Annotated in this window: 23 protein-coding genes; 13 read left to right on the top strand and 10 right to left on the bottom strand. The window is 68.0% G+C overall.

What is annotated here, in order from left to right; genetic code table 11:
- The first annotated feature begins 32 nt into the window (after positions 1–32).
- Together AC07UK_RS19600 and AC07UK_RS19595 are read left to right on the top strand one after the other, a co-directional pair.
- Positions 33–1,178 (top strand): BMP family ABC transporter substrate-binding protein, encoded by a 1,146-nt coding sequence (locus tag AC07UK_RS19600; protein WP_436221078.1) that lies wholly within the window; start codon positions 33–35, stop codon positions 1,176–1,178.
- Between the two features lie 202 nt (positions 1,179–1,380).
- Positions 1,381–1,674: a YkvA family protein gene (locus AC07UK_RS19595; protein ID WP_013955919.1), complete on the top strand. Its 294-nt coding sequence runs from the start codon at positions 1,381–1,383 to the stop codon at positions 1,672–1,674.
- A gap of 74 nt (positions 1,675–1,748) precedes the next feature.
- On the opposite strand, the gene AC07UK_RS19590 is transcribed toward AC07UK_RS19595, so the two are convergent.
- From AC07UK_RS19590 to AC07UK_RS19575, 4 genes are read right to left on the bottom strand one after another with little or no spacing between them, the layout of a single operon-like run.
- Positions 1,749–2,726, bottom strand: coding sequence for a quinone oxidoreductase family protein (locus AC07UK_RS19590; RefSeq protein ID WP_436221077.1), 978 nt, complete (start codon positions 2,724–2,726; stop codon positions 1,749–1,751).
- A gap of 39 nt (positions 2,727–2,765) precedes the next feature.
- Positions 2,766–3,158: a methylglyoxal synthase gene (locus AC07UK_RS19585; protein ID WP_013955917.1), complete on the bottom strand. Its 393-nt coding sequence runs from the start codon at positions 3,156–3,158 to the stop codon at positions 2,766–2,768.
- Positions 3,159–3,215: 57 nt separating this feature from the next.
- Positions 3,216–4,004, bottom strand: coding sequence for an SDR family oxidoreductase (locus tag AC07UK_RS19580; protein WP_114132269.1), 789 nt, complete (start codon positions 4,002–4,004; stop codon positions 3,216–3,218).
- A gap of 55 nt (positions 4,005–4,059) precedes the next feature.
- Positions 4,060–4,947, bottom strand: coding sequence for a DMT family transporter (locus AC07UK_RS19575; protein WP_436223047.1), 888 nt, complete (start codon positions 4,945–4,947; stop codon positions 4,060–4,062).
- A gap of 204 nt (positions 4,948–5,151) precedes the next feature.
- Here AC07UK_RS19575 and AC07UK_RS19570 point away from each other — a divergent pair, with 204 nt between their 5' ends.
- Positions 5,152–5,631, top strand: coding sequence for a MarR family winged helix-turn-helix transcriptional regulator (locus tag AC07UK_RS19570; protein ID WP_013955915.1), 480 nt, complete (start codon positions 5,152–5,154; stop codon positions 5,629–5,631).
- A gap of 27 nt (positions 5,632–5,658) precedes the next feature.
- Here the strand turns inward: AC07UK_RS19570 and AC07UK_RS19565 are convergent, their stop codons facing one another.
- On the bottom strand, positions 5,659–7,932 hold the full coding sequence (locus tag AC07UK_RS19565) for a xanthine dehydrogenase family protein molybdopterin-binding subunit (RefSeq protein ID WP_494686224.1): 2,274 nt from the start codon (positions 7,930–7,932) through the stop codon (positions 5,659–5,661).
- A gap of 83 nt (positions 7,933–8,015) precedes the next feature.
- Here AC07UK_RS19565 and AC07UK_RS19560 point away from each other — a divergent pair, with 83 nt between their 5' ends.
- On the top strand, positions 8,016–8,771 hold the full coding sequence (locus AC07UK_RS19560; RefSeq protein ID WP_436221075.1) for a TetR/AcrR family transcriptional regulator: 756 nt from the start codon (positions 8,016–8,018) through the stop codon (positions 8,769–8,771).
- Positions 8,772–8,798: 27 nt separating this feature from the next.
- On the opposite strand, the gene AC07UK_RS19555 is transcribed toward AC07UK_RS19560, so the two are convergent.
- From AC07UK_RS19555 to AC07UK_RS19540, 4 genes are read right to left on the bottom strand one after another with little or no spacing between them, the layout of a single operon-like run.
- On the bottom strand, positions 8,799–9,434 hold the full coding sequence (locus AC07UK_RS19555) for an N-carbamoylsarcosine amidohydrolase (RefSeq protein ID WP_494686225.1): 636 nt from the start codon (positions 9,432–9,434) through the stop codon (positions 8,799–8,801).
- Positions 9,427–10,506 carry a 2,5-dihydroxypyridine 5,6-dioxygenase NicX family protein gene (locus AC07UK_RS19550; RefSeq protein ID WP_436221074.1) on the bottom strand — a complete coding sequence of 360 codons (1,080 nt, stop codon included), beginning with the start codon at positions 10,504–10,506 and terminating at the stop codon, positions 9,427–9,429. The genes AC07UK_RS19555 and AC07UK_RS19550 overlap by 8 nt, the downstream gene beginning before the upstream one ends.
- A 13-nt stretch (positions 10,507–10,519) precedes the next feature.
- On the bottom strand, positions 10,520–11,350 hold the full coding sequence (locus tag AC07UK_RS19545) for an alpha/beta fold hydrolase (protein WP_494686226.1): 831 nt from the start codon (positions 11,348–11,350) through the stop codon (positions 10,520–10,522).
- Between the two features lie 11 nt (positions 11,351–11,361).
- Entirely contained in the window at positions 11,362–12,114 is a 753-nt protein-coding gene (locus AC07UK_RS19540; RefSeq protein WP_010812897.1) for a maleate cis-trans isomerase family protein, read from the bottom strand.
- 347 nt (positions 12,115–12,461) lie between these two features.
- Between AC07UK_RS19540 and AC07UK_RS19535 the strand changes: the two genes are divergently transcribed.
- The 6 genes from AC07UK_RS19535 (at position 12,462) to AC07UK_RS19510 (ending at position 20,296) form a co-directional block, all read left to right on the top strand.
- Complete coding sequence (locus AC07UK_RS19535) at positions 12,462–13,622, top strand: FAD-dependent monooxygenase (RefSeq protein ID WP_494686227.1); 1,161 nt, start codon at positions 12,462–12,464, stop codon at positions 13,620–13,622.
- A gap of 86 nt (positions 13,623–13,708) precedes the next feature.
- Positions 13,709–14,206, top strand: coding sequence for a (2Fe-2S)-binding protein (locus AC07UK_RS19530; RefSeq protein WP_436221071.1), 498 nt, complete (start codon positions 13,709–13,711; stop codon positions 14,204–14,206).
- A gap of 50 nt (positions 14,207–14,256) precedes the next feature.
- The gene (locus AC07UK_RS19525) at positions 14,257–17,130 is read left to right on the top strand and encodes a c-type cytochrome (RefSeq protein ID WP_494686253.1); all 2,874 of its coding nucleotides are present in this window, start codon (positions 14,257–14,259) and stop codon (positions 17,128–17,130) included.
- Positions 17,131–17,750: 620 nt separating this feature from the next.
- Positions 17,751–19,151 carry an MFS transporter gene (locus AC07UK_RS19520; protein ID WP_494686228.1) on the top strand — a complete coding sequence of 467 codons (1,401 nt, stop codon included), beginning with the start codon at positions 17,751–17,753 and terminating at the stop codon, positions 19,149–19,151.
- Between the two features lie 200 nt (positions 19,152–19,351).
- Entirely contained in the window at positions 19,352–20,002 is a 651-nt protein-coding gene (gene upp, locus AC07UK_RS19515) for a uracil phosphoribosyltransferase (RefSeq protein ID WP_432259529.1), read from the top strand.
- 129 nt (positions 20,003–20,131) lie between these two features.
- Complete coding sequence (locus AC07UK_RS19510; RefSeq protein ID WP_494686229.1) at positions 20,132–20,296, top strand: DUF3149 domain-containing protein; 165 nt, start codon at positions 20,132–20,134, stop codon at positions 20,294–20,296.
- Positions 20,297–20,345: 49 nt separating this feature from the next.
- Here AC07UK_RS19510 and AC07UK_RS19505 read toward each other — a convergent pair whose 3' ends face one another.
- Positions 20,346–21,872: a helicase HerA-like C-terminal domain-containing protein gene (locus AC07UK_RS19505; RefSeq protein WP_494686230.1), complete on the bottom strand. Its 1,527-nt coding sequence runs from the start codon at positions 21,870–21,872 to the stop codon at positions 20,346–20,348.
- 228 nt (positions 21,873–22,100) lie between these two features.
- On the opposite strand from AC07UK_RS19505, the gene AC07UK_RS19500 reads away from it, so the two are divergent.
- The 3 genes from AC07UK_RS19500 to hemF all read left to right on the top strand — a co-directional run bounded on the left by AC07UK_RS19500 (position 22,101) and on the right by hemF (position 25,267).
- A complete protein-coding gene (locus AC07UK_RS19500) occupies positions 22,101–22,826 on the top strand; it encodes a YebC/PmpR family DNA-binding transcriptional regulator (RefSeq protein WP_013955900.1) in 726 nt (241 codons plus the stop codon).
- Positions 22,827–22,910: 84 nt separating this feature from the next.
- Positions 22,911–24,179: a phosphoribosylamine--glycine ligase gene (gene purD / locus AC07UK_RS19495; protein ID WP_114132280.1), complete on the top strand. Its 1,269-nt coding sequence runs from the start codon at positions 22,911–22,913 to the stop codon at positions 24,177–24,179.
- 176 nt (positions 24,180–24,355) lie between these two features.
- Positions 24,356–25,267: an oxygen-dependent coproporphyrinogen oxidase gene (hemF, locus tag AC07UK_RS19490; RefSeq protein ID WP_436221068.1), complete on the top strand. Its 912-nt coding sequence runs from the start codon at positions 24,356–24,358 to the stop codon at positions 25,265–25,267.
- Positions 25,268–25,272 lie beyond the last annotated feature (5 nt).

Below are 25,272 nucleotides of genomic sequence, written 5' to 3'. Positions count from 1 at the left end.
GAGCTACCAACAATTCATCACAAGGAGAAATCATGATCGTCACGCGCAGGAAGACCCTGGCGGCCCTGGCCGCCACCGCCGTGCTGGCCCTCGCGGGCTGCGGCAAGAAAGAGGCCGACAAGCCTGCCGAGACGGCAGGCGCGGCCTCCGCGCCCGCGGCCGGGCAGAAGGCCGAGCCGCTCAAGGTCGCCTTCGTCTATATCGGGCCGGTCGGCGATGCCGGCTGGACCTTCGCGCATGACACCGGCCGCAAGGCCGTGGAAGAGAAGTTCGGCGACAAGGTCAAGACCACCTTCGTCGAGAACGTGCCCGAATCCGCCGCCGACGCCGAGCGCGTGTTCCGCGACCTGGCCAGCCAGGGTAACAAGCTGATCTTCGGCACCACCTTCGGCTACATGGAGTCGATGCTCAAGGTCGCCAAGGAATTCCCGGACGTGAAGTTCGAGCACGCCACCGGCTTCAAGACGGCCGAGAACCTGGCCCAGTACGACGTGCGCACCTATGAGGGCGCCTACCTGGCGGGCGTGGTCGCCGGCAAGATGAGCAAGACCGGCAAGATGGGCGTGGTGGCATCGGTGCCCATCCCCGAGGTGATCCGCAATATCGACTCGTTCACGCTGGGCGCGCGCAGCGTCAACCCCAAGGCCACGGTCAAGGTGGTGTGGGTCAACAAGTGGTTCGATCCGGGCAAGGAGCGCGAAGCCGCCACCACGCTGATCGGCCAGGGCGTCGACATGCTGATGCAGAACACCGACTCCGCCGCCGTGGTGCAGACCGCGCAGGAAAAGGGCGTGCACGCCTTTGGCTGGGACAGCGACATGAGCAAGTTCGGCGACAAGGCCCACCTGGCCGCGTCGGTGATCTCGTGGGGCGTCTACTACAACAAGGTGGTGGAAGACGTGCTGAACAAGCAGTGGAAGAACAGCACCACGTGGTGGGGCCTGAAGGAGGGCATGATCGACCTGAAGGGCTTCAACGCGGACGTGCCGGCTGACGTCAAGGCGCTGGTCGAAGAGCGCAAGAAGGGCATCGCCGACGGCAGCGCGCCGATCTGGAAGGGTCCGATCAAGGACAACACCGGCAAGGAACAGCTGGCCAAGGACCAGGTGGCTGACGATGGCTTCCTGCACGGCGTGAAGTTCTATGTCGAAGGCGTGGAAGGCAAGATCCCGGGCTGATCGCCGGTGCTCCTGAGCCGCCCGAGCCTGCCTAAGCAAGGTGTTCTCCCTCTCTCCTCAGCGGGAGAGGGGCGCAAACCGCCAGCCTTGGCTATCCCCAAGGCCTCCCCCTGCACCTCCGGAACTTGAAGCCGCCGATAACGGCCCAAGCTATCTGTGCATGCGCCAGTGACCGGCGCCCGCAATGTGAAGGAGGCCTCTCATGTGGAAGCGATTTTCGGCCCTGTGGACGCTGGTTCGTAGCGACGGCCGCCTGTTCTGGTACGCGCTGCGCCATCCGGACGCGCCGGCCTGGCTCAAGCCCGCCGCCATCGGGCTGCTGCTCTACGCAATCTCGCCGATCGACCTGATCCCCGACGTGGTCGCGGGCCTGGGCATCGTCGATGACGTGGTCCTGATTCCGCTGGCAGTGCACCTGATCCTGAAGCGCCTGCCGCCGCATATCCTGCGCCAGGCGCAGACGCGCGCCACCGCCACCACGGTCCGGCCGCACTGACGGCATCGGCCAATGACAAAGCCCCGGGGCGGCACTGCCGCCCCGGGGCTTTTGCTTGCCTGCCTGGCAGTTGCTCAGTTCGGCAGCAAGATGGTCGAGCCGGTGGTCTTGCGCGATTCCAGGTCGCGATGCGCCTGCGCCACCTCAGACAGCGCGTAGCGCTGGCGGATGTCGATCTTCACCTTGCCGGTGGCCACGGCGTCGAACAGGTCGGCCACCATCGGCTCCAGCAGTTCGCGGTGCACCACGTAGGTCATCAGCGTCGGGCGCGTCAGCCGCAGCGAGCCCTTGTTGCCCAGCACCGACAGATCGAACGGCGGCACCGGGCCCGATGCGTTGCCGAAGCTGACCATGGTGCCGCGCGGCGCCAGGCAGTCGAGCGACCCCTGGAAGGTGTCCTTGCCGATCGAGTCATAGACCGCCGGCACGCCCTTGCCGTTGGTGATCTCCCTGACCCGCTCCACGAACGACTCACGCGTATAGACGATGGTGTGGGCGCAGCCGTTGGCGCGCGCCAGCTCGGCCTTCTCGTCGCTGCCGACGGTGCCGATCACGGTCACGCCGAGCGCCTTGAGCCACTGGCTGGCAATCAGGCCAACGCCGCCGGCGGCCGCATGCAGCAGCACCGTGTCGCCCGGCTGCACCTTGTAGCTGTCGCGGATCAGGTACTGCGCGGTCAGGCCCTGCAGCATCATCGCCGCGGCGGTGTCGAACGGGATCGCATCGGGCAGCCGCACCACGATATCGGCCGGCATCACGCGCACCTGCGCGTAGGCGCCGGTGGGACGGCCGGCGTAGGCCACGCGGTCGCCCACGGCGACGTGGCGCACGCCCTCGCCCACCGCTTCGACCACGCCGGCGCCTTCCATGCCCAGCCCGCCTGGCAGCGGCTGCTTGTACAGCCCGGTGCGGAAATAGACATCGATGTAGTTCAGGCCCACCGCCTCATGGCGCACGCGCACTTCGCCGGGACCGGGGTCGCCCACTTCGACATCGACCCACTGCATGACTTCGGGACCGCCGGTCTGCTCGATCCGGATGGCTTTGCTCATCTGTGTCGCTCCTCGTTATGGTGATGCGTCGATGGGAATTCAGTTGCCGGCTTCAGCCTCGCGCGTCAGGCCGGCGATCAACAGCTCGGCAGTGGCCACGTTGGTCGCGCACGGCACGTTGTGCACGTCGCAGGCGCGCACCAGCGCGTTGATATCGGGTTCATGCGGCTGCGGCGTCATCGGGTCGCGCAGGAACACCACGGCGCGCACCAGGCCTTCCGCCAGTTGCGCGCCGATCTGCAGGTCGCCGCCCCACGGCCCCGACAGCATGCGCGTCACCTCCAGCCCGACCTCGTCGATCAGGCGCCCGCCGGTGGTGCCGGTGGCCAGCAGCTCGCACTGCGAAAGGAAGGCGCGGTGGCGCGTGGCGAAGGCGACGATATCGTCCTTCTTGTGGTCGTGGGCGATCAGCGCGATGCGGGGGCGAGTCATCAGGGGTTCCTTGTTGCGGGGTCGGTGAACGTCAGGAAACAGGAGAAAGCAGCGGAATCAGAAGGTGCCCGGGTAGGCGCCGCCATCGAGCAGGATATTCTGCCCGGTGATGTAGCCGGCATGGCGGCTGCACAGGAAGGCGCAGGTGGCACCGAACTCGGCCGGCTCGCCGAAGCGGCGCGACGGGTTCGCCGCGGCGCGGCGCTGCGCCACCTCATCGACGGTCAGGCCAGCCTTCTTGGCCCCGCCTTCCATGGTCTTGAGCAGGCGGTCGGTGTTGAACGGGCCCGGCAGCAGGTTGTTGATGGTCACGCCGTGCTGTGCCACTTCGCGCGCCACGCCCGCGACAAAGCCGGTCAGGCCCGAGCGCGCGCCATTGGACAGGCCCAGCACATCGATCGGCGCCTTGACCGCGCCGCTGGTGATATTGATGATGCGGCCCCACTTGCGCGCGATCATGCCGTCGACGGTGGCCTTGATCAGCTCGATCGGGGTCAGCATGTTGGCGTCGAGCGCGGCCAGCCAGTCGCTGCGCTCCCAGTCGCGGAAGTTGCCCGGCGGCGGACCGCCGGCGTTGTTCACCAGGATGTCGAGGTCGCCCAGCTTGGCCACGGCGTCCAGCGCCGCCTTGCGGCCTTCGGGCGTGGTGATGTCGGTCGCCACCGCGATCACGCGGCGGCCATGGCGCGCGCGCAGGCCGGCAGCGGCCTTCTCCAGCGCCTCGGCGCCGCGCGCCACGATCACCACGTCAACACCCTCGGCCGCCAGCGCATCGGCGCAGGCAAAGCCCAGGCCCTTGCTGGCGCCGCATACCAGCGCATGCTTGCCGCGCAGTCCCAGATCCATGTCTTTCTCCTTTGTCTGTTGTCTTTGACGGGCCAGCTCCGGGGCCGGCCTGGAATCACGTTTTTCTTGCCGACAGCAAATACATGCCGCCCATCACCAGCGCGCTGCCGGCCAGCTGCACGCCGCTGACCGGTTCGCCCAGCAGCCAGAAGGCCAGGAACAGCGTCGACACCGGGCCGATCATGCCCGCCTGCGACGCCATCGGCGCGCCGATGCGCGACACCGCCACCATGGTCAGCGACACCGGCAGCACGGTGCAGAACACCGCATTGATGAGTGACAGCCACATCACCGGCGCCGGCTGCGCCAGTTCCGCCACCGGCCTGCCCAGTACCAGGTATTGGATCACGCAGCAGGCGGTCGAGACGCACATCGCATACGCCACCAGCCGCAGCGAGCCGATGCGCCGCACCAGCTCGCCACTCAGGATCAGGTAGATACCATAGGTCATGGCGCTGCCCAGCACCAGCGCGCCGCCCAGCCACACCTGGCTGCCGCTGACGTCCAGGTCATGCGCGAATACCAGCACGATGCCGGCGTAGGCCAGCAGCAGCGACAGCCACTGGCGCATGGCGATCGGTCGGCGGAACACCAGCGCGGTGGCCAGCAGCACGAACGACGGCGTCAGGAACAGGATCAGCCGCTCCAGCCCGGCGGTGATGTATTGCAGGCCGATGAAATCGAGGAAGCTCGACAGGTAGTAGCCGATAAAGCCGAGAAACACCACGCGGCCCCGATCCGCCCACGACAGCGGCGCCAGCCGGCGTGACTGCCACCAGCCGATCGCCATGAACAGCGGCACCGCGAACAGCATGCGCAGCGTGATCACCATCACCGCATCGACGTGGTAGCGGTACATCAGCTTGGCGACGATCGCCTTGGCGGAGAACAGCACCGCGCCGACGGCGGCGATGACAAGGCCCGAGCGCTGCGGCGACGGCAGCGCGGCAGGTGCGGCGAGAGACTTCTGGGAGGCGGGCACGGGGAATACAGGGGAAAGCGGGCGGGCACGTCGGCCCCGCGAAACGACCCGACGATTGTATTCGAAAAGACGCAATGGCATCGGGCGTCGCCGCGGCGGTCCCGGCCACCTTCCCGGCCCCTTCCTCGGTATACTCTGAGTCACCTTACCCACTGCACCAGGTTCGTGCCCCAGCCCTCCGACACGCCTTCCGGCAAGACCGCCGCCGACTACGATTTTACCGAGCAGGTGGGCCACCTGCTGCGGCGCGCCTACCAGCGCCATGTGGCGATCTTCCAGCAGACCATCCCGGATTCGCAGCTGACCGCGGCGCAGTTCGTGGTGCTGTGCGCGGTCAGGGACCGCCAGCCGTGTTCGATGAACGAGGTGGTGCGCGCCACCGCCATCGACCAGGCCACGGTGCGGGGCATCATCGACCGGCTGAAGTCGCGTGAGCTGATTGCGGTGTCGCACGATCCCAATGACCGGCGCAAGGTGGTGGTAACGGTCACGCCCGCCGGGCTGGCACTGATCGATGAGACCGTGCCGTTTGCGAAGGAGATCTCGGAGCAGACCTTCGGTGGCCTGAACCCGGCCGAGCGCGTGGCGGTGACCTACCTGCTGCGCAAGATGAGTGAGATTGACGAGGGGAATGGCGGCGCCTGAGCAGGCGCCGCTTCAAGCTTAGGGGCCTCAGCGGGCCTGCAAGCCCGCCAGCACCGTCTCAGGGACGAAAGGCGGCCGGCACAGCCGCACCCCCAGCGCATCGAACAAGGCATTGGCGATCGCCGGCGCACCCGGCAACGAGGCCGATTCGCCCGCGCCCAGCGGCGGCTCCGACTGCCGCGGCATCAGCACCACTTCAATCGGCGGGACTTCCGGGAAGGTCAGCAGCGGATAGCTGCCCCATTCGCGGCTGGCAACCCCATCCGCATCGAAGCGCACCTGCTCCTTCAGCACCCGGCTGAGCGTCTGCACCACGTTGCCGTGGATCTGGTGGCGCACGCCGTCGGGGTTGACCATCATGCCGGTGTCCTGCCCGACCACCACCTTTTCGATGGTGATGCGGCCGCTGCCGGCATCCACCGCCAGGTCCACCACCCAGGCCGACCAGGCTGCGCCGAAGCCCGGGAAACGGCTGTGGATATAGCGGGCATAGGCCACGCCCCGGCCGCGCAGCCGGCCTTCTGCATCCGCGATGCCCCGCGACCCGGCCACGCCCCGCCGCCAGCCAGCCGCTTCGGCCACGGCACGCAGCAAGGCCGCGGCACGTTCATCCGGCAGGTGCCGCAGCCGGAAATCCACGGGATCGGCACCCGCCTGCGCGGCCAGCTCATCGATCACGCACTCATGCGCAAACGCATTGGGCAGCGCCGATACCCCGCGCAGCCAGGACGCGCGCACGATCGCGGGCGTGTCGTCGCAACCGATGCGGCGCGCGCCATACGCGTACGGTGGCACGGCGGTGCGATCGCCCATCTCCAGCGTGCGCGGCGCGTTGGGCACGGCACCGGTCAGCACCAGCGCCAGCGTAGGCGCATCGTTGGACGGATAGCGGCTGGTGAAGTCGTAGCCAAGCAGCGCGCCGTCCGGCCCCAGCGTGGCGCTGACGTCCATCAGCTGGGCCGCGCCCTTGGGCTCCCACAGGTGTTCCTGCTCGCGCGAGAGCTGCACGCGCACGGGCCGCCCGACCGCGCGCGACAGCAGTGCCGCGTCGGCGCCTACATCGTCGGCGCAGTTGCGCCCGTAGCAGCCGGCAGCCTCCATGCGCACGATCTCGATGCGGTCTTCGCCGAGCCCGCACAACTTTGCCAGATCGATGCGCAGCACATGCGGGTTCTGCGTGCCGGACCACACCGTCAGGCCATCGTCATGCCAGTCGGCCACGGCGCATGACGGGCCGATCGAGCCATGCATCTGGTACGGCCAGACGAAGCGCCGCCGCAATGCCATGCCGGCGCCGTTTGCCGGCGGCTCGCCTTCAGACAGCAACTCGCGCCGCGTGGCCGGGTTGGCGCGCAGCGCGGGCTCCGGATCGTCCAGCGCCGGCAGCGGCGGCACGGGTTTCCAGCGCACGCGCAGCCGGCGCGCGGCCTGCACCGCGTGTTCCTCTCGCTCGGCCACCACGCCGACAAAGTCGCCCTGCACCACCACATCGACCAGGCCGGGCACGTCGCGCACGGAGTCGCGGTCGACTTCCAGCAGGCTGTTGCCGACAAAGCCGCCGCTGTCGCGCCCCGCATACGGCGGTCGCACCACGCGGCCATGCAGCATGCCGGGCACGCGCACGTCGTGGACAAAGGTCAGTGTGCCGCGCACCTTGCCGGGAATATCGACGCGGCCCGCGGCGCGGCCGACGATGCGGTAGGACTCGACCGGCTTGGTCGGTATGTCGTCGGCCAGCGGCAGTTCCAGGTGCTCGCCGGCAAGCAGCGCGCCATAGCCGATGCTGGCCTGCGTGCCGGGAACGCGGAACACGCCGTCCTCTGCCTCCAGCCCGCCGGCCTCAACGCCGAGGTGCTGCGCGGCACGCGCCTGCAGCCACGCACGCGCCTGGGCGGCGGCGCGGCGCAACGGCAGCGCCGAAATCTGGATCGATGCGCTGGCAATGGTGGGGCCCTGGTTGGGGGTGGCTTCGGTATGGCCAAGCACCATGCGTACGCGTTCGAGCGGCACGTCGAGTTCTTCCGCCACGATCTGCGCCAGCGCCGTGCGGATGCCGGTGCCCAGGTCGACGTGGCCGTTGAAGGCCAGCACCTCGCCGCTGTCGCGCACGGCAATGAAGATGTCCGGCAGCGCCGGCACGTAGTCCGACGCCGCGCCGGGCTGGCCCGGCGCGGGCCGCGGCGCCGCCTGCGGGGCGCGCGTCACCAGCAGCACGCCGGTGGCCTGCAGCAGCGCCAGCCGCAGCGTGCGCGGCGTGTCGGCGTCGGCCTGTGCCGCGGGTTGCAGATTGGTTGCCGTCATCGTTCTGCCATCTCCTTCACCGGCCGCGCCCCGGGGCGCCCGTTATACTGCAAGCCAACAGTGGAATAGCCCAAGCATCGACCATGACGATCACGACCGCGCCCAAGCCAACCGCAAAGCGGGCGCCAGCCGGCACGCGGGCCAGGCAAGCGCAGGACAGCCGCGACCGCATCCTGAAGGCTGCGATCAAGGTCTTCGCCCAGCGCGGCTACGACGGGGGCCGCATCGAACGCATCTCGTCGCTGGCCAAGACCTACGACCGGATGATCTATTACTACTTCGGCAGTAAGGAAAAACTGTTTGTCGAAGTGCTCGAGACCATCTACCTGCAGCTCAATGAAGCCGAGCAGCAGCTGGAACATGAGCTCGACGCCGCCGACCCCGTGCGCGCGCTGTCGCAGCTGATCGATTTCATCTGGCAGTACTACCTGGATCATCCGGAGTTCGTCGCCATTCTGACCAGCGAGAACATGAGCCAGGGCAAGCACGCGAAGAAGTCGGTGCGGCTGCGCGAGATCTCCAGCTACGCGCTGTCGGTGCTCGACGGCATCCTCGCGCGCGGCAAGGCCGCGGGGCTGTTCCGGCCGGACGCGGGCGCGCGCGATGTCTATATGGTGATCGCTTCGCTTGGCTACTTCTACAACTCCAACCATCATACGCTCAGCGCCTTCCTGGGCGAACCCATGATGAGCCCGCCCGCGCTGGCGCACTGGCGCGATGTGATCCAGCAGACGGTGCTGCGCGCCGTGGCCGTTCCCGGCGCGGTGCCGGATGCGGACATAGCGCCGCCGGCCGCGCCGCGCAAGGCGGCCCGCGGCCGGCGCGCGGCGGCAGGCTGACGCCAGGCCCGGCCGCATCGCCGCGCCTCAGGCGGCGGCACTCACGCCGGCAACCTGCGCCAGCGCCTCGTCGCGCGTCAGCACGGTGGCGTACTTCTGCGCCATGTCGAACAGGTTGGCGTCATGCGGGCCCAGCGCGCGGTCACCCACGCAATCCGACACCACCAGCGGGCGGAAGCCCAGCGACATCGCGTCGACCACGCTGGCGCGCACGCAGCCGCTGGTGACGCAACCCGCCACCAGCAGCGTCTGCACGCCACGCTGCGTCAGCCACGCCGCCAGCGAGGTGCCGAAGAACGCCGACGGCACCGTCTTGCGCACCACCAGTTCGCCCGGCGCGGGCGCCAGCTCCGGCACGATCTTGCTGTTGTGGCCATCCTCCTTCAGCGTCAGCATGCCCGGCACCTTCAGCGTGAAGATATTGTGGTCGCTGTCGTCGTCGGCAAACACGATGCGGCTGTGCGCCACCGGCCAGCCCTGCTCGCGCGCGGTGCGCAGCAGCGGCTGCGTGTTGCGGATCGCCTCCGGGATATTGCCGCCGCCAAACACCGCCGGATCGGCGAAGCCGTTGACGAAGTCGATGATCAGCAGGCCGTACGGCGCTCGCAGTTCCATGGCTGCGCCAAATCCTTGGCGCTGGTAAGTCTGCACGGCGTCATCCATGGCGCGCGTCCTTGTAGAGAGAATCGGCCGGCGCGTGGTGGCCGTCCATCACCTTGCCGCGCACCACCACGGGCTCGCCATCCAGGCTGACGGTGCAGTGGCGCACCGGGATGTCGATATGGCAGGCGGTGGTGCGGCTGCCGCCGGCTTCGTTGTTGGGGCCGAACGAGCACAGGAAATTGCCCTCGTAGGCGCGCGCATCCATGCCGATGGTGGCCTCGCGGTCGTACATCGCCAGCGCCGACCAGCTGGCGCGCGGCTGCAGCCCCCAGCCGATATGCGACATGGCATAGGCCTCGGGGTCGTTGAACGAGGCCATGTAGTCGGCCAGCAGCTCGGCGTCCACGCCACCTTCGATGCGGCGCACGTAGCCGGCTTCGACGGTGATGCGGATCGGCGCCTGGATGTAAGACTTCATCGGCAGCAGGATGTCGCCGCGGTCCAGCACGATGGTGCCGTTGGTGCCGCCCTCGTCCGGCCAGGTCAGTACGAAGCCGCTCGGCCAGTGGTCCCAGCGGCCGGGCTCGTCGACAAAGCCGTACTCGCTGATCGCCGGAAACTCGCCCAGGCGGCAGCGCAGGTCCATGCCGGCGTCGGACACGATATGCATCTCGCGCGCCTTGCCCAGCCGCGCGGTCGCCGCCTTGACGCGGGCACGGTCAGCTTCGGTCGGCACCAGCCGCGCCAGCACTTCGGGCGGCTCCACAGCCAGCAGGATCTTGGTCCCTTGCGCCAGGATCTCGTGCTGCTCGGGCGAGAACAGCAGCGTCATCAGGTCCAGCACCAGGTCGCTGGCCTTGAGCGCGGCAATCGCGGCCGGGTTGCCGGTCAGCGGCGTGGTGCCAAGATAGGCGAGCGCGTCGCGGCTGAGCGCCTTTTCGCCATTGACCGGCGGCAGGTCGAGCCGGTTGACGATGGCGCCCATCGATGCCGCCGCCACCATCGCGGTGCGCAGCGTCTGCGGATGCGTGGCGGCGCCGGTCAGCACGGTGACGGTCTGCCCCGGCTCAAGCTTCGACAGCGTCAGCACCCGCTTCCACGCCGCGGTCAGGTCGTAATCGCTTACGGGCATGTTCGCTCCTCGTTTAGTTCAGCGCCGCACCCAGGAAGTCGCCGAAGGCGCGGTAGAAGCCGGCCTCGTCGTCCCACGGGATCATGTGGCCGGCGTTGGCGACATGCGCAAGCAGCAGTGCGGGCAGCAGCTTGCGCATCTCCTGCACGTCTTCCTCGCGGATCACGTCGCCACGCCCCGCGGTCATCAGCAGGGCCGGCACGGCGACGTGCGGCAGGTCGGCGTGGATATCGTCCTCATGGAAGCCATTGAAGCTGGCCAGGATCGCGCGCTCGTCGCAGGTATGCAGCCATTGCGCGCGCAGGCGCAGCTGGCCCTCGGTCCAGGTCGGGCAGAAGCGGCGCATGCCTTCCACGTCGATGCCCTGCTGCGCCAGCCGGATCGAATCGATGTACCACGGCAGTTGCGCCGGATACGGACGGCGGCCCGGCCCCGACACCGGCGGATCGACCAGCACCAGGCGCGTCAGGCCTGCCGGCTTGCTGCGCGCGGCGCGGATGCCGATGCGCGCGCCCATCGAATGGCCGACGATGGCGTAGCGCTGCAAGCCAAGCGCTTGCGCAAACGCGATCACATCGGCAGCCTGCGCATCGAGGCTGTAGTCCAGCTCCGCGCCGGCCTGCGACAGGCCGCGGCCGCGCACGTCGAGCACATAGGTATCGAACTGCTGCCCGAACTGCTCGCCGACAAAGCCCCAGGTCACCGCCGGGCTGGTGATGCCCGGCACGATGATAACGGCATCGCGCTGCGCACGCGCGCCGCCCTGCCCGCCATAGCGCAGGTAGTGCTGGCGGATGCCGTTGGCGTTCACGTTGGCGCCGTAGAGGAAGGTGCTGTCTGCCATGGCCGCCCCCTTCAGTACGCGCCCGACAGCAGCGCGCCGGCGCCCGGCACCACCGGCTCCAGCCCGAGCCGCTTCAGCAGCGCATACGTGGTGGCGACGGCGGCGGTGACCACCGGCTTGCCGGTCATTGCCTCGACCTTGGCCACAGCCGGCAGCGACGGCATCTGCACGCACGCCGACAGCACGATGACATCGGCGTCGGCCGTATTCATCTGCGCGACAATTTCCGGCAGCCGTGCCGGGTCATGGCGACCGACTTCGAGGTTGTCAGGGATTTCCAGCGCGCGGTAGTCGACCACCTCATAGCCTTCATTGCGGATGTAGTCGACCACCAGCTCGGTCAGCGGCTTCATATAGGGCGCCACCACGGCGATGCGCTTCGCGCCCATCACCTTGAGCGCATCGACCAGCGCGCCTGCGCTTGTAATCACCGGCGCGTCGCCGCCGTTCTCGGCGGTATGCGCCTGCAGGCGCTGCTCGGACACGCGGTGGTAGCCGTGACCCATCGCCATGATGGCCACCAGGCAGGCATAGCCGAGCACGTCGACGCGGGCGTCGCTCAGTTCCACCGCGCAGCGGTCGGATTCGGCGTCCATGGCCGCCAGTTCCTCCTTGACCACCTTCTTCATCCGCATCCGGCTTGAGTGGAAGGTGAAGCGTTCCGGGCGCACCAGCTGGCGCGCGGCCAGCATCGCCGGGATCTCGGTTTCCATGGTGGTGTTGGAGCTCGGCACGATCTGGCCGATTCGGAAAACTTTCTGCACTGTCGACTCCGTCATCTGTTTGTCTGTCTACCCGCCTGCCTCGGCCTGGCGGCCCTGCACGCTGCGATTGATTGTAGTGTACACACTTTATCTAAGCAAACAGAATCTGCACCGAGGCGGATTCACTGGTTCAGTGCATACTTAATGAATCAATCCCTGTATTTGCGCATGAATTCAACTATACAGCACGATGTGCGAACACAATCACGTTATGGTAAGGGTTTTCCATAGGTTCATCATTTTCTTCTTTTACTTTGATATTTTGAGTGTGTACACTCGTTTCTAACGGTCGGCCGAGTGGCCGCCCCAGCCCCCATCGACCTTGTGTCATTGCCAGGAGAAAGAACGTGCAAGGCAAACCGCGAATCGCAGTTGTCGGCGCCGGACTCGGAGGAACGGCCGCGGCCGCCCTGCTGCAGCGAGCCGGCTTCCAAGTCAGGCTGTATGAACAGGCACCGGCGTTCTCGCGCCTGGGCGCGGGCATCCATGTGGGGCCCAACGTGATGAAAGTCATGCGGCGCATCGGCATCGAGGACGCGCTCAACGACATGGGCTGCCACCCCGACTACTGGTACAGCCGCGACGGCCTGACCGGCGAGGTGATCGCGCAGATCCCGCTGGGCGACTACGCGGAGCGCCACTACGGCGCCAGCTACCTGACCGTGCACCGCGGCGACTTCCACAAGCTGCTGACCGACGCCGTGGCGCCCGAGACGCTGTTCTTCAACAAGAAGCTGGAAAGCGTCACCGACCAGGGCGACGTGGTGCAGCTGCGCTTCACCGACGGCACAGTCGAAGAGGCCGACATCGTGATCGGCGCGGACGGTGTCAACTCGCGCATCCGCGAGACGCTGCTGGGCGCCGAGCCGCCCAAGTACACGGGCTACGTGGCGCACCGCGCGGTGTTCCCGATCTCGCGCGTCAAGGGTTTCACGCATGAGCGCTGCACCAAGTGGTGGACCGACGACCGCCACATGATGGTCTACTTCGATACCAGCAAGCTCGACGAGATCTACTACGTCACCGGCGTGCCCGAGCCCGAGTGGGACATGAGCAAGAGCTGGGTGCCGAGCAGCATCGAGGAAATGCGCGCGGCGTTCGACGGCTGGCATGAGGGCGTGCAGTCGCTGATCGAAGGCACCGTCGAAGTGACCAAGTGGCCGCTGCTGGAGCGCGACCCGCTGCCGCTGTGGAGCCGGGGCCGCCTGGTGCTGCTCGGCGACGCCTGCCACCCGATGAAGCCGCACATGGCGCAAGGCGCCGCGATGGCGATCGAGGATGCCGCCATGCTCACACGCTGCTTCACCGAGACCGGCGTGGACGACTTCGCCTCGGCATTCGCGCTGTATGAAGCGAACCGCAACGAGCGCGCGAGCAAGGTCCAACTGGTCTCGCACAACAACACCTGGCTGCGCGGCAACGAGAACCCCGACTGGTGTTTCGGCTACGATGTCTTCAACGTGCCGCTGGTGTCGGCCGGGACCGGGACGCTGTCCGCAGCAGCCTGACGCCTGACCAACCCTGCCCGCCGCAGCCCCTCATCGAAGGGGCGCGGCGCAGCGATGCGTGATGTTCAAACCGCCCCCAGCCCCCGATGAACACGCCCCGCCCCCTGACATTGCAAGTCAACCACGCCGAGCACACGCTGAGCGTGGCCCCTGACACGCCGCTGCTCTACATCCTGCGCAACGACCTGTGCTGCAACGGGCCCAAGTATGGCTGCGGCCTGGGGCAATGCGGCGCCTGCACGGTGCTGGTGGACGGCATGGCCGCGCGCGCCTGCGTGCTGCCGGTCAGGGCCGTGGTCGGGCACGCCGTCACCACGCTGGAAGGACTGGGCACCGACGCGCAGCCCGACCCTGTGCAGCAAGCATTTATCGATGAGCAGGCCGCGCAATGCGGCTATTGCCTGAACGGCATGATCATGACCGCCAAGGCGCTGCTCGCGCAGAACCCCGATCCCGACGAGGCCCAGATCCGCGAGGCGCTGCGCTTCAACCTGTGCCGCTGCGGCACCCACGTGGAAATCGTGCGCGCGGTGCAACGTGCCGCGGTGCTGCAACGGCAGGCGGCCGAGGGGTCGGCATCGTGAACGAAGGGCTCGTGCCACAGGCCACCCCTGCGACCGCGGTCGCGGGCAGCATGCCGCCGCCCGCCGCCGACTGCCTGGTTGCCCGGGTGCTGACACCGCCTGGCCTGCGCTGGATCGACGGCAAGCCGCTGACGGCACGCCTGCTGGGCGCGGAGCGCGAAGCCGCGCTGGCGCTGCCGGGCGTGCGCGCGGTCGTCATCCGCAACAATTTCGCCGGAGTGGCAACGGCTTCCGGCGCACAGGCCGCCAACGCAACCCATGCGCTGCAGGCACGATGGTCCGCCCCGCCCCGCGCGGACGACGCGCCGGTAGCGCGCCTCACGCTGGCCCGGCGCGGCAACGCCGATGGGGTGCTGGCCGGCGCCGATGCGCGCCACACGCAGCACTACCAGTGGCCGCTGGCCGGCACCCGCGCTGAGGCGTATTGCACGGCCGTCGCCGACTGGCGCGACGGCAAGCTGACCGTGTGGCTGCCAAGCACGCGCCCTGGCGCGCTGCGCGCCGAGCTTGCCGCGTTGCTGGGCATCGCGCCGCAACAGGTGTTGCTGGCCTGCTGGCAGTCGCCCGACGACCGCGCGGACCCCGCGCTGCTCGCGCCTCACGCCGCCGCCGACGCGGCCCTGCTGGCCCACGCCGCCGGACTGCCCGTGATGCGTCGCCTGTGTGCCGCCGATGTAGGCCTTGCCGATGCCGCGCTCGATGTGCGCGTCGACACCGCGCGGGCCGGCACTGCCGTCGAAGCCTACGCCGCAACACTGGCGGGCACCGCCGCCCCGGTCGTGCCGCTGGCGCTGTGGCTGACGCATACGGCATCGCCCGTGGCGGACAGCATCGATGCCGGCCACGCAGGCGACACTGCCATGCCGCCCTATCGCATCCCGCATGTCGACCTGGTTGCGACAGGCAACGCCGCCGCGTCCGATGCGGCACCACTGGCGGCCGCCCGGGCCCAGGTGTTCGCCCGGGAATCCCATCTCGACGAGCTTGCCGCCGCCTCCGGCACCGACCCGGTCGCGCTGCGGCTGGCGCATCTCGACGATGCGCGCGGCACGGCCCTGGTGCGGCAAGTGGCCGAGCGCGCCGGCTGGACGCCGGCCGCGCCCCGCGCCAACACAGCGGCAGGCAACGTGCAGCGCGGCCGCGGCTTTGCCTATGCCCACACCGTCGATCACGACGCCGGGCAGACCTGGTCGGCATGGGTGGCCGAGGTCGAGGTCGACGGCACCACCGGCGAGCTGGCGGTCACGCGCGTGACGGTGGGACATGACAGTGAATCGCTGCCGCACGCACAAGCCGCGCCGTCCGCGCGCTCGCTGGAGCAGGCCGTGGCCGATGCCGCCCTGCAGCTGATGTCGGCCACGCCCGCCTTCGACACCTGGCCGGCCGAGGCGCCGCCTGCCAGCCAGACGCTGCCAGCCGTGCCGGGCAGCACCCTGCCGGAAGTCCGCCTGGCCGGCACGCTCGCCACGCATGACGCGCTGGCGGCCAGCCCGACCGACACCATGCCCGCCGCCGCGGCCGTGGCCAATGCCATCTACGACGCCACCGGCGTGCGCCTGCGCGCGCCGCCCTTCAGCGCCGACCGCATCCGCCTGGCGCTGGCCGAGGCCAGGCCCGGCAACCAGCGCAGCAAGCGCGGCTGGATCGCCGCTGCCGCCGCAGCCGCTGCTGGCGTGTGCGCCACGCTGCTGCCCTGGCGCGCGCCGATCGCACCGGTGGCGCCGCCCGAGGCCGGCTTCTATTCCGCCGCCACGCTCGAACGCGGCCGGCTGGTGGCCGCCGCGGGAGACTGTGCGGTCTGCCATACCGCGCCGGGCGGCGTGAAGAACGCCGGCGGCTTGCCGCTGGAAACGCCCTTCGGCACGGTCTACAGCACGAACATTACGCCGGACGTGCGGACCGGCATCGGCAACTGGTCCTTCGCCGCGTTCGAGCGCGCCATGCGCGAGGGCATCCACCGCGACGGACGGCGCCTGTATCCCGCGTTCCCGTACACCGCATTCGCGAAGATCAGCGATGGCGACATGCAGGCGCTATACGGGTACCTGATGTCGGCAGAGCCGGTGAAATCCGAGGTCCCGCAGACGCAGCTTGCGTTCCCCTTCAACGTGCGCCCGCTCTTGGCCGGTTGGAACCTGCTGTTCCATCGCAACGAGCGCTTCACGCCGGACCCATCGCGCTCCGCGCAATGGAATCGCGGCGCCTATCTGGCCGAAGGGCTGGGCCACTGCAGCGCCTGCCATTCGCCGCGCAACGCGCTCGGTGCCGAGAAAGGCGGCCGCCAGTACCTGACCGGCGGCAGCGCCGAAGGCTGGGAAGCGCCGCCGCTGAGCGCACTGTCGCACGCACCGCTGCCCTGGACCGAGGCGGCGCTGTTCACCTACCTGCGCGGCGGCTATGCGCCGCATCATGGCGCCGCGGCCGGACCAATGGCACCGGTGGTCGAGGAACTGGCCCAACTGCCTGAGTCCGACGTGCGCGCGATCGCGCACTACGTGGCCTCGTTCGGCACGCCAGCGCCCTCGCCTACGGTACTGGCCGCACAGGCAGCGCAGATCGAGCAGCGCAGCGCGCAGGCCGCGCGCACCCTGGGCGGTCCCGGCGAACGCCTGTACCAGAGCGCATGCGCGGTCTGCCACCAGTCGGACCAGGGCATCGCCCAGTTCGGCGTCAAGCCTTCGCTGGCGCTCAATACGAACCTGCACAGCAAGCTGCCGGACAACGTGATCCAGGTGCTGCTGCAAGGCATGCCGGCACCGCCCAACAGCGAACTGGGTGCGATGCCGGCCTATGCCGACACGCTCGATGACCAGCAGATCGCGCAGCTGGCGCAGTACCTGCGCGCGCGCTTTGCGCCCGACAAACCCGCATGGCAGGACCTGGAGAACACTGTCGCGCGCCTGCGCGCGATGCCTGCCCACTAGGACCAACGCAGACCCTGCGGGGCCGGCTCGCCGCGCCTTCCGCATCCACGCTGACCGCACTTACGCCGTGCCTGGCAAGGCGCTTCGCCACCGGGCGGGGAGACGTGCATTCCCGCGCCGGCGCCACGCGCGGGAAAACCCCGAGGAGGGAAACCGCAATTCGGCCTTGCCCGCCAGTTTCATGTAGCTTACGCTGAACGATCATGTAGTGCGCACTACATGAGTGCCGCGTGGCCCGCAGCAGTGCCTCCCCGCACAAGGACGGCGCGCCGCAAGCGGCAGACGAGACAACAAAACTAAAAGATTGGCCCTTTACATCACCGGAAGCGCTGGCCCGGGGCTTGCATAGTCCCCCGCAGCGCCGACCGGGAGGCCGGGCCTGGACCAACCAAGGGTAGACAACAAGGAGTGACTATGTCGTATCAGAACCAAGCAGGTGTCGCGAGCGTGCTACCGGGTTAGTTCCAGCCTCGCCAATTGGAGTACTCACCACGTTTCGTTGCAATTCGGTGCGATTGCCCCGGTGCGATCATCACGCATTAGTCAGTACCGTCTGGCCCTGCTTCGATAAACGTGTGCGTCCGAGTTCAAGAACCAGCCTATAAAGACAGGTAGACAACATGTCGTCATCAATTTCATCCATGGCAACAACGACCATCCCGGAAGTCACGCTAGGCTCGGCCCCGCAGCCCAGCGCGCGGGGAGCATCGTCTCAAACCATCACGATCGAGCAAGGCATCCGCGCGGCCGGCGTCGGCCGGTTCCAGTATCGGCTCTTTGTCATCTTCGGCCTGGTCTGGCTGGCTGACGCGATGCAGGTGCTGTCGATCGGCTTCACCGCGCCGTCGATTGCGTCGACCTTTGGCATTCCCGTACCGACCGCTCTGCAGACCGGGACGATGTTCTTTGTCGGCATGCTGATCGGCGCTTTCGTGTTCGGCCGGCTGGCTGACAGGATCGGCCGCCGGCCCGTGCTGATGATGGCGGTGGTCATCGACGCCATCTGCGGTGTCGCTTCCGCTTTCGCACCGGACTTCCAGTGGCTGCTGTTGCTGCGTTTCCTGACCGGCATCGGCGTCGGCGGCACGCTACCCGTTGACTACACCATGATGGCCGAGTTCCTGCCCTCGGACCGGCGCGGCCGCTGGCTGGTGCTGCTGGAGTCGTTCTGGGCCGTCGGCACGATCCTGCTCGCCATTCTTGCGCTCATCGCCGTGTCGCGAGGCGATGATGCCTGGCGGCTGATCTTCCTCGTCACGGGCATCCCCGCCCTGGTCGGCGTGGTGTTCCGGTTCTTTGTTCCCGAGTCTCCGCTCTACCTGAATAAATCGGGACGCTCGGCCGAGGCACGCGCGGTGCTGCAGCGTGTCGCCACCGCCAATCGCGTGTCCGTGGAAATCGGCAACCTGGAGCCGCAGCCGATGGAGCGCAAGTCGGTCTTTGCGCTGTTCGCGCGCGGATGCCGGCGCCGCACCATCTGCCTGCTTGCCGCCTGGGCGCTGATCTCGATCGCCTACTACGGCGTCTTCGTTTATCTGCCGGTCAAGCTGGCGGGCCAGGGCTTTGGCTTCATGCGTGGCCAGGTCTTCCTGATCGTGCTCGCGCTGGTGCAGCTTCCCGGGTTCGCGCTGGCCGCGCACGGCGTCGAGCGCTGGGGCCGCAAGCCGACCCTGATCGGCTTCCTGCTGCTCAGCGCTGCAGGTTGCATGCTCTATAGCCTGGGCCAGTCCACCGCGCTTATCGTCGGCTCGACCCTGCTGATGAGCTTCTCGCTCCTCGGTACCTGGGGCGCGCTCTACGCCTTCACGCCCGAGGTGTACCCGACCGACCTGCGCGCCAGCGGGATGGGCACTGCCGGCGCGATGGCGCGCTTTGGCGGCCTGTTTGCGCCTTCGATCATTGCACCGATCATGGCCAGCCAGTTCACCCTTGCCCTGGCGCTGCTTTCGTCATTTCTTGCCGTGGCGGCAATCGCCATCTACATGGTGGATATCGAGTCGAAGAATCGCGCGCTTGACTAGCGCAAGGCACCGCCGGCCGCTCCCGGCAGTTCAGGGAGCCCGCCGGCGGCTGGCGTGGGCGGGTCTCGAAAGCGAAGCCACGGGCAGGGCGGCCCGCTTCCATTACAATCCGGCTGCAACGGCGCGGCGCGCTGGTCGACCCGATCTCGCCGCCCGCTTCACCTGCTTGTCCCTATCCCGCCGAGCCCTAGCCGCCAGCCATGAAACAAGATCCGCGCTTTCCCAACCTGTTCATCCTCGACCACCCGCTGATCCAGCACAAGCTTTCGCACATGCGCGACAAGGAAACGTCGACGCGCACCTTCCGCGAGCTGCTGCGCGAGATCACGCTGCTGATGGGCTACGAGATCACCCGCAACCTGCCGTTGACCACGCGCCGCATCGAAACGCCGCTGGTGGAGCTGGATGCGCCGGTGATCGCCGGCAAGAAGCTGACCATCGTGCCGGTGCTGCGCGCGGGCGTGGGCATGAGCGACGGCCTGGTCGAGCTGATCCCGTCGGCGCGCATCGGCCATATCGGCGTGTACCGCGACGAGCAGCACCGCCCGGTGGAATACCTGGTGCGTCTGCCCGACCTGGAAGACCGCAGCTTCATCCTGTGCGACCCGATGGTGGCCACGGGCTACTCCGCCGCGCACGCGGTGGAGGTGCTCAAGCGCCGCGGGGTCAAGGACGAGGCCATCACCTTCGTTGCGCTGGTGGCGGCCCCGGAGGGCGTGGAAGTGTTCCAGAAGGCGCATCCGGGGGTCAAGCTGTTCGTCGCCTCGCTGGACAGCCACCTGGACGGCGATGCCTATATCGTGCCGGGCCTGGGCGATGCGGGCGACCGCCTGTTCGGCACCAAGAACTGAGTGGTACGGCGGCGGGCTGGCTTGGCTCTTGACCGGCCTCAATAGTCCGCGCCACAGGGCTCCCTACACTGGCGGCAAGCGCCGGCGAGACCTCGCCGGCCGCCATCGCCAACGCAATGGGAGCCAAGCATGGAAGCCTTCAAGATCCTGTTCAGTACCAGCACCGGCCTGATGAGCCTGGGCGTGATCGTCTTCATCATCGGCATGGGGTGGTTCTTTGCGCGGATGTTCGCGCGCAAGATGTGCGAGGACGCGGCAGCGGCCAAGGCGCAGCAACAGGCGCAGCGCCACTAAGGAAAAGGGCCGCATCGCGCGGCCCTTTCCGTCATTCCGTCAGCCGTCTTTACTTCTTCTTACCCAGCAGGCTGCCCAGCACACCGCGGATCAGTTCGCGGCCGACCTGCGACCCCACCGTGCGCGCGGCCGACTTGGCCATCGACTCCAGGATCGAATCGCCGCGGCCGGTCTTGCCGGTGCCCTTGGTCAGCGTGCCGAAGATCTCGCCGGCCGTACCGAGCCAGCCGCTGTCCTGCTCACCCGCCGGCTGCCCCGCCGGCGCGCCGCCAGCGCCCTTGCCGTTGCCATTGCCGGCCGTCGCCACGCTGCCGCGCAGCTTTTCATAGGCGGATTCGCGGTCCACGGTTTTCTCATAGGTGCCCGCCACCAGCGAACTGGCGATCAGCTGCTTGCGCTCTTCCTCCGTCGCCGGGCCGATGCGGCTGCCCGGTGCCAGCACCCAGGCGCGCTCGGTCACGCAGGGCGTGCCCTTGGCGTCCAGGAACGATACCAGCGCCTCGCCCACGCCCAGTTCACTGATCGCGGTTTCCAGGTCCAGCCTGGGGTTGGCGCGCATGGTGGTGGCCGCCACCTTGACCGCCTTCTGGTCGCGCGGGGTAAAGGCGCGCAGCGCATGCTGCACGCGGTTGCCCAGCTGGCCCAGCACGGTGTCGGGGATGTCGATCGGGTTCTGCGTGACGAAGTACACGCCCACGCCCTTGGAGCGCACCAGCCGCACCACCTGCTCGATCTTGTCGAGCAGCGCCTTGGGTGCATCGTTAAAGAGCAGGTGGGCCTCGTCGAAGAAGAACACCAGCTTGGGCTTGTCCAGGTCGCCGGCCTCGGGCAGCTTCTCGAACAGCTCGGACAGCATCCACAGCAGGAAAGTGGCGTACAGGCGCGGCGCGTTCATCAGCTTGTCGGCGGCCAGGATATTGACCACGCCCTGGCCCTTCTCGGTCTGGATGAAGTCTTCCAGGTTCAGCATCGGCTCGCCGAAGAAGACATCCCCGCCCTGCGATTCCAGCGCGATCAGCCCGCGCTGGATGGCGCCGATCGAGGCGGCCGAGATATTGCCGTACTCGGTGGTGAACTGGCTGGCGTTGTCGCCGACGTACTGCAGCATGGCGCGCAGGTCCTTGGCGTCGAGCAGCAGCAGGCCGTTGGCGTCGGCAATGCGGAACACCAGGTTCAGCACGCCCTGCTGGGTGTCGTTCAGCTCCAGCATGCGCGACAGCAGCAGCGGGCCCATGTGCGAGACCGTGGCGCGCACCGGATGGCCCTTCTCGCCGAACACGTCCCACAGCGTGGTCGGGCACGCGCCCCATGCCGGCTCCGGCAGGTTCAGGTCGGCCAGGCGCTGCTTGAGCTTGTCGGACGCCTGGCCGGCCTGCGAGATGCCGGTCAGATCACCTTTGACGTCCGCCATGAAGACCGGCACGCCCAGGCGCGAGAAGCCCTGCGCCAGCGTCTGCAGCGTGACGGTCTTGCCGGTGCCGGTGGCGCCGGTGATCAGCCCATGCCGGTTGCCCATCTGCGGCAGCAGCACCAGTTCATGTTCGGCATTCTTGGCGATGAGGATGGGGTCGGCCATGATGTTCCTGGGTTCCGTAAGCGTCTGATAGCGTCTGATGGGATCTGGTGGATCCGGGCGGCGCGGGCAGGCCCGCGTGATAAAATCCTGGGCTGATTATAGCCAGCCGCCAGGCATATCCGTCACCTGGCGCGCGCTGTCCGAGGGCTTTGCCACCCCGGCCACGGCGTGCATGGCGACCCCGCACAACATCACCGCAGATCACCGCATTCCGCTTCGGAGAGAATCATGGCCGGTCACTCGAAATGGGCCAATATCAAACACAAGAAGGCCGCCGCTGACGCCAAGCGCGGCAAGATCTGGACCCGCCTGATCAAGGAAATCACCGTCGCCGCCAAGCTCGGCGGCGGCGATGTCGACTCCAACCCGCGCCTGCGCCTGTCGATTGACAAGGCCATGGACGCGAACATGCCCAAGGACAACATCCAGCGCGCCATCCAGCGCGGCGTGGGCGGCATGGAAGGCGCCAACTACGAAGAAATCCGCTACGAGGGCTACGGCCTGGCCGGCGCGGCGATCATCGTCGACTGCCTGACCGACAACCGCACCCGCACCGTGGCCGAAGTGCGCCATGCGTTCTCCAAGCACGGCGGCAACATGGGCACCGAAGGTTCGGTGGCGTTCATGTTCACCCACTGCGGCCAGTTCCTGTATGCCCCCGGCACGCCGGAAGACAAGCTGATGGAAGCCGCGCTGGAAGCCGGCGCCGACGATGTCGTCACCAACGACGACGGCTCGATCGAAGTCACCTGCCCGCCCAACGATTTCTCTGCGGTCAAGGCCGCGCTGGAAGCCGCCGGCTTCAAGGCGGAAGTGGCCGACGTGGTGATGAAGCCGCAGAACGAAGTCAGCTTCAGCGGCGACGACGCGCTCAAGATGCAGAAACTGCTCGACGCCCTGGAAAACCTGGACGACGTGCAGGAAGTCTTCACCAACGCGGTGATCGAAGACTAAGCTGCAACAAGCCCCCATCGGCGGCGACCCGGACACAGCCCAGGCCGCCGCCTCTTAGTATGTGTTTCTTTTCTGGCAGTGATCATGAAAGTATTGGTTGTCGGCTCGGGTGGACGTGAACACGCGCTGGCCTGGAAATTGGCCCAGTCCCCCAAGGTGCAGGTGGTGTACGTCGCGCCGGGCAACGGCGGGACCGCTCTCGACAAGCGCCTGCAGAATGTTCCGCTGACCGATCCCGAGGTCATCGCCGCCTTTGCCGAGCGCGAGGGCGTGGCCTTCACCGTGGTCGGCCCCGAAGCCCCGCTGGCCGCCGGCATCGTCGATATCTTCCGCGCCAAGGGCCTGCGCATCTTCGGGCCGACCCAGGCTGCCGCGCAGCTGGAATCGTCCAAGGACTTCGCCAAGGCGTTCATGGAGCGCCACGGCATCCCGACCGCCGCCTACCAGACCTTCTCCGACGCCACCCAGGCCCACGCCTATATCGACGCCCAGGGCGCTCCGATCGTGATCAAGGCCGACGGCCTGGCCGCGGGCAAGGGCGTGGTGGTGGCGATGTCGCTGGAAGAAGCGCACACCGCGGTCGACATGATGCTGGCCGACAACAAGCTCGGCGACGCCGGCGCGCGCGTGGTGATCGAAGAGTTCCTGGAAGGCGAGGAAGCCAGCTTTATCGTGCTGGTCGACGGCAAGAACGTGCTGGCGCTGGCCACCAGCCAGGACCACAAGCGCCTGCTGGACGCCGACGCCGGCCCCAACACCGGCGGCATGGGCGCGTATTCCCCCGCCCCGGTGGTCACGCCCGCGCTGCATGCGCGCGCGCTGCGCGAGATCATCCTGCCGACCGTGCGCGGCATGGAAAAGGACGGCATCCCGTACACGGGCTTCCTGTACGCCGGCCTGATGATCGACAAGGACGGCAACCTGAAGACGCTGGAATTCAACTGCCGCATGGGCGACCCTGAAACCCAGCCGATCCTGGCGCGCCTGAAGACCGACCTGGTCGATGTGATGGAGCACGCCGTCAACGGCAAGCTCGACAGCATCGAGCTGGACTGGGACCGCCGCACCGCGCTGGGCGTGGTGATGGCCGCCTACGGCTATCCCGACAGCCCGCGCAAGGGCGATGCCATCACCGGCATCCCGGCCGAGACCGACGACAGCGTGACCTTCCACGCCGGCACCACCCTCAAGGACGGCACCCTGCTGACCTCGGGCGGGCGTGTGCTGTGCGTGGTGGGCCTGGCCGACACCGTCAAGGCAGCGCAGCGCGCCGCCTATGCCGCGGTCGAGCAGATCCGCTTCGACGGCATGCAGTACCGGACCGACATCGGCTACCGCGCCATCAAGCGCTGATCCTTCCCGGCAAACGCCGTTCCGACCGGCATGGCTGACCCGCCTTGCCGGCCAGCTTTGGACCCGCGCGCCCGGCCAGCGGCCCCAGCCGGTACAATCGTGACAACGTTGTGACGCACCCGGCAGCCGCCAGCGCTGCCGGACGCCGAGCCCGGTCCATCCGCTTTCCGCCAATCATGATCGATTCCCAGGCAGTCCGTGCCTATCTGCTCGGTCTGCAAGACCGCATCACCGATGCCATCGGTGCCATCGACGGCCAGCCGTTCCTGACCGACGCCTGGGAGAAACCGCCCACCGAACGCCTGCGCGGCAGCGGCCGCACCCGCATCCTGGAAGGCGGCGCGGTGATGGAGCGCGCCGGCGTGGGCTTCTCGCACGTGAGCGGCGACACCCTGCCGCCGTCGGCCACCGCCAACCGGCCGGAACTGGCCGGTCGCAGCTTCGAGGCCATGGGCGTGTCGCTGGTGTTCCACCCGCGCAATCCCTATGTGCCCACGGTCCATATGAACGTGCGCTGCTTCCTGGCGCTCAAGCCGGGGGCCGAGCCGGTATGGTGGTTCGGTGGCGGCATGGACCTGACGCCCTACTACGGCGACGCCGGCGACTGCGCGCACTTCCACCGCACCTGCCAGCAGGCGCTGGCCCCCTATGGCGACGACCTGTACCCGCGCTTCAAACAGTGGTGCGACGAGTATTTCTTCCTGCGCCACCGCAACGAGGCGCGCGGCGTGGGCGGGATTTTCTTCGACGACTTCTCCGCGCTGGGCTTCGAGCGCAGCTTCGCCATGATGCAGTCGGTCGGCGACGCCTTCCTGGACGCCTACCTGCCGATCCTGCAGGCGCGCAAGGACACGCCCTACGGCGAGCGCGAGCGCGGCTTCCAGGCCTACCGGCGCGGGCGCTACGTCGAATTCAACCTCGTGTTCGACCGCGGCACGCTGTTCGGCCTGCAGTCGGGCGGACGCGCCGAATCCATCCTGATGTCGATGCCGCCGCTGGTGACCTGGCGCTATGACTGGCAACCGGAACCGGGCAGCCCCGAAGCGGCGCTGTACTCCGATTTCCTGCCAGCGCGCGACTGGGCCTGACGCCT

The organism is Cupriavidus sp. GW821-FHT07C08 (assembly GCF_059419025.1).
Note: the sequence above shows the minus strand (reverse complement) of the source record. Positions and strands in the feature narration are given on the sequence as shown.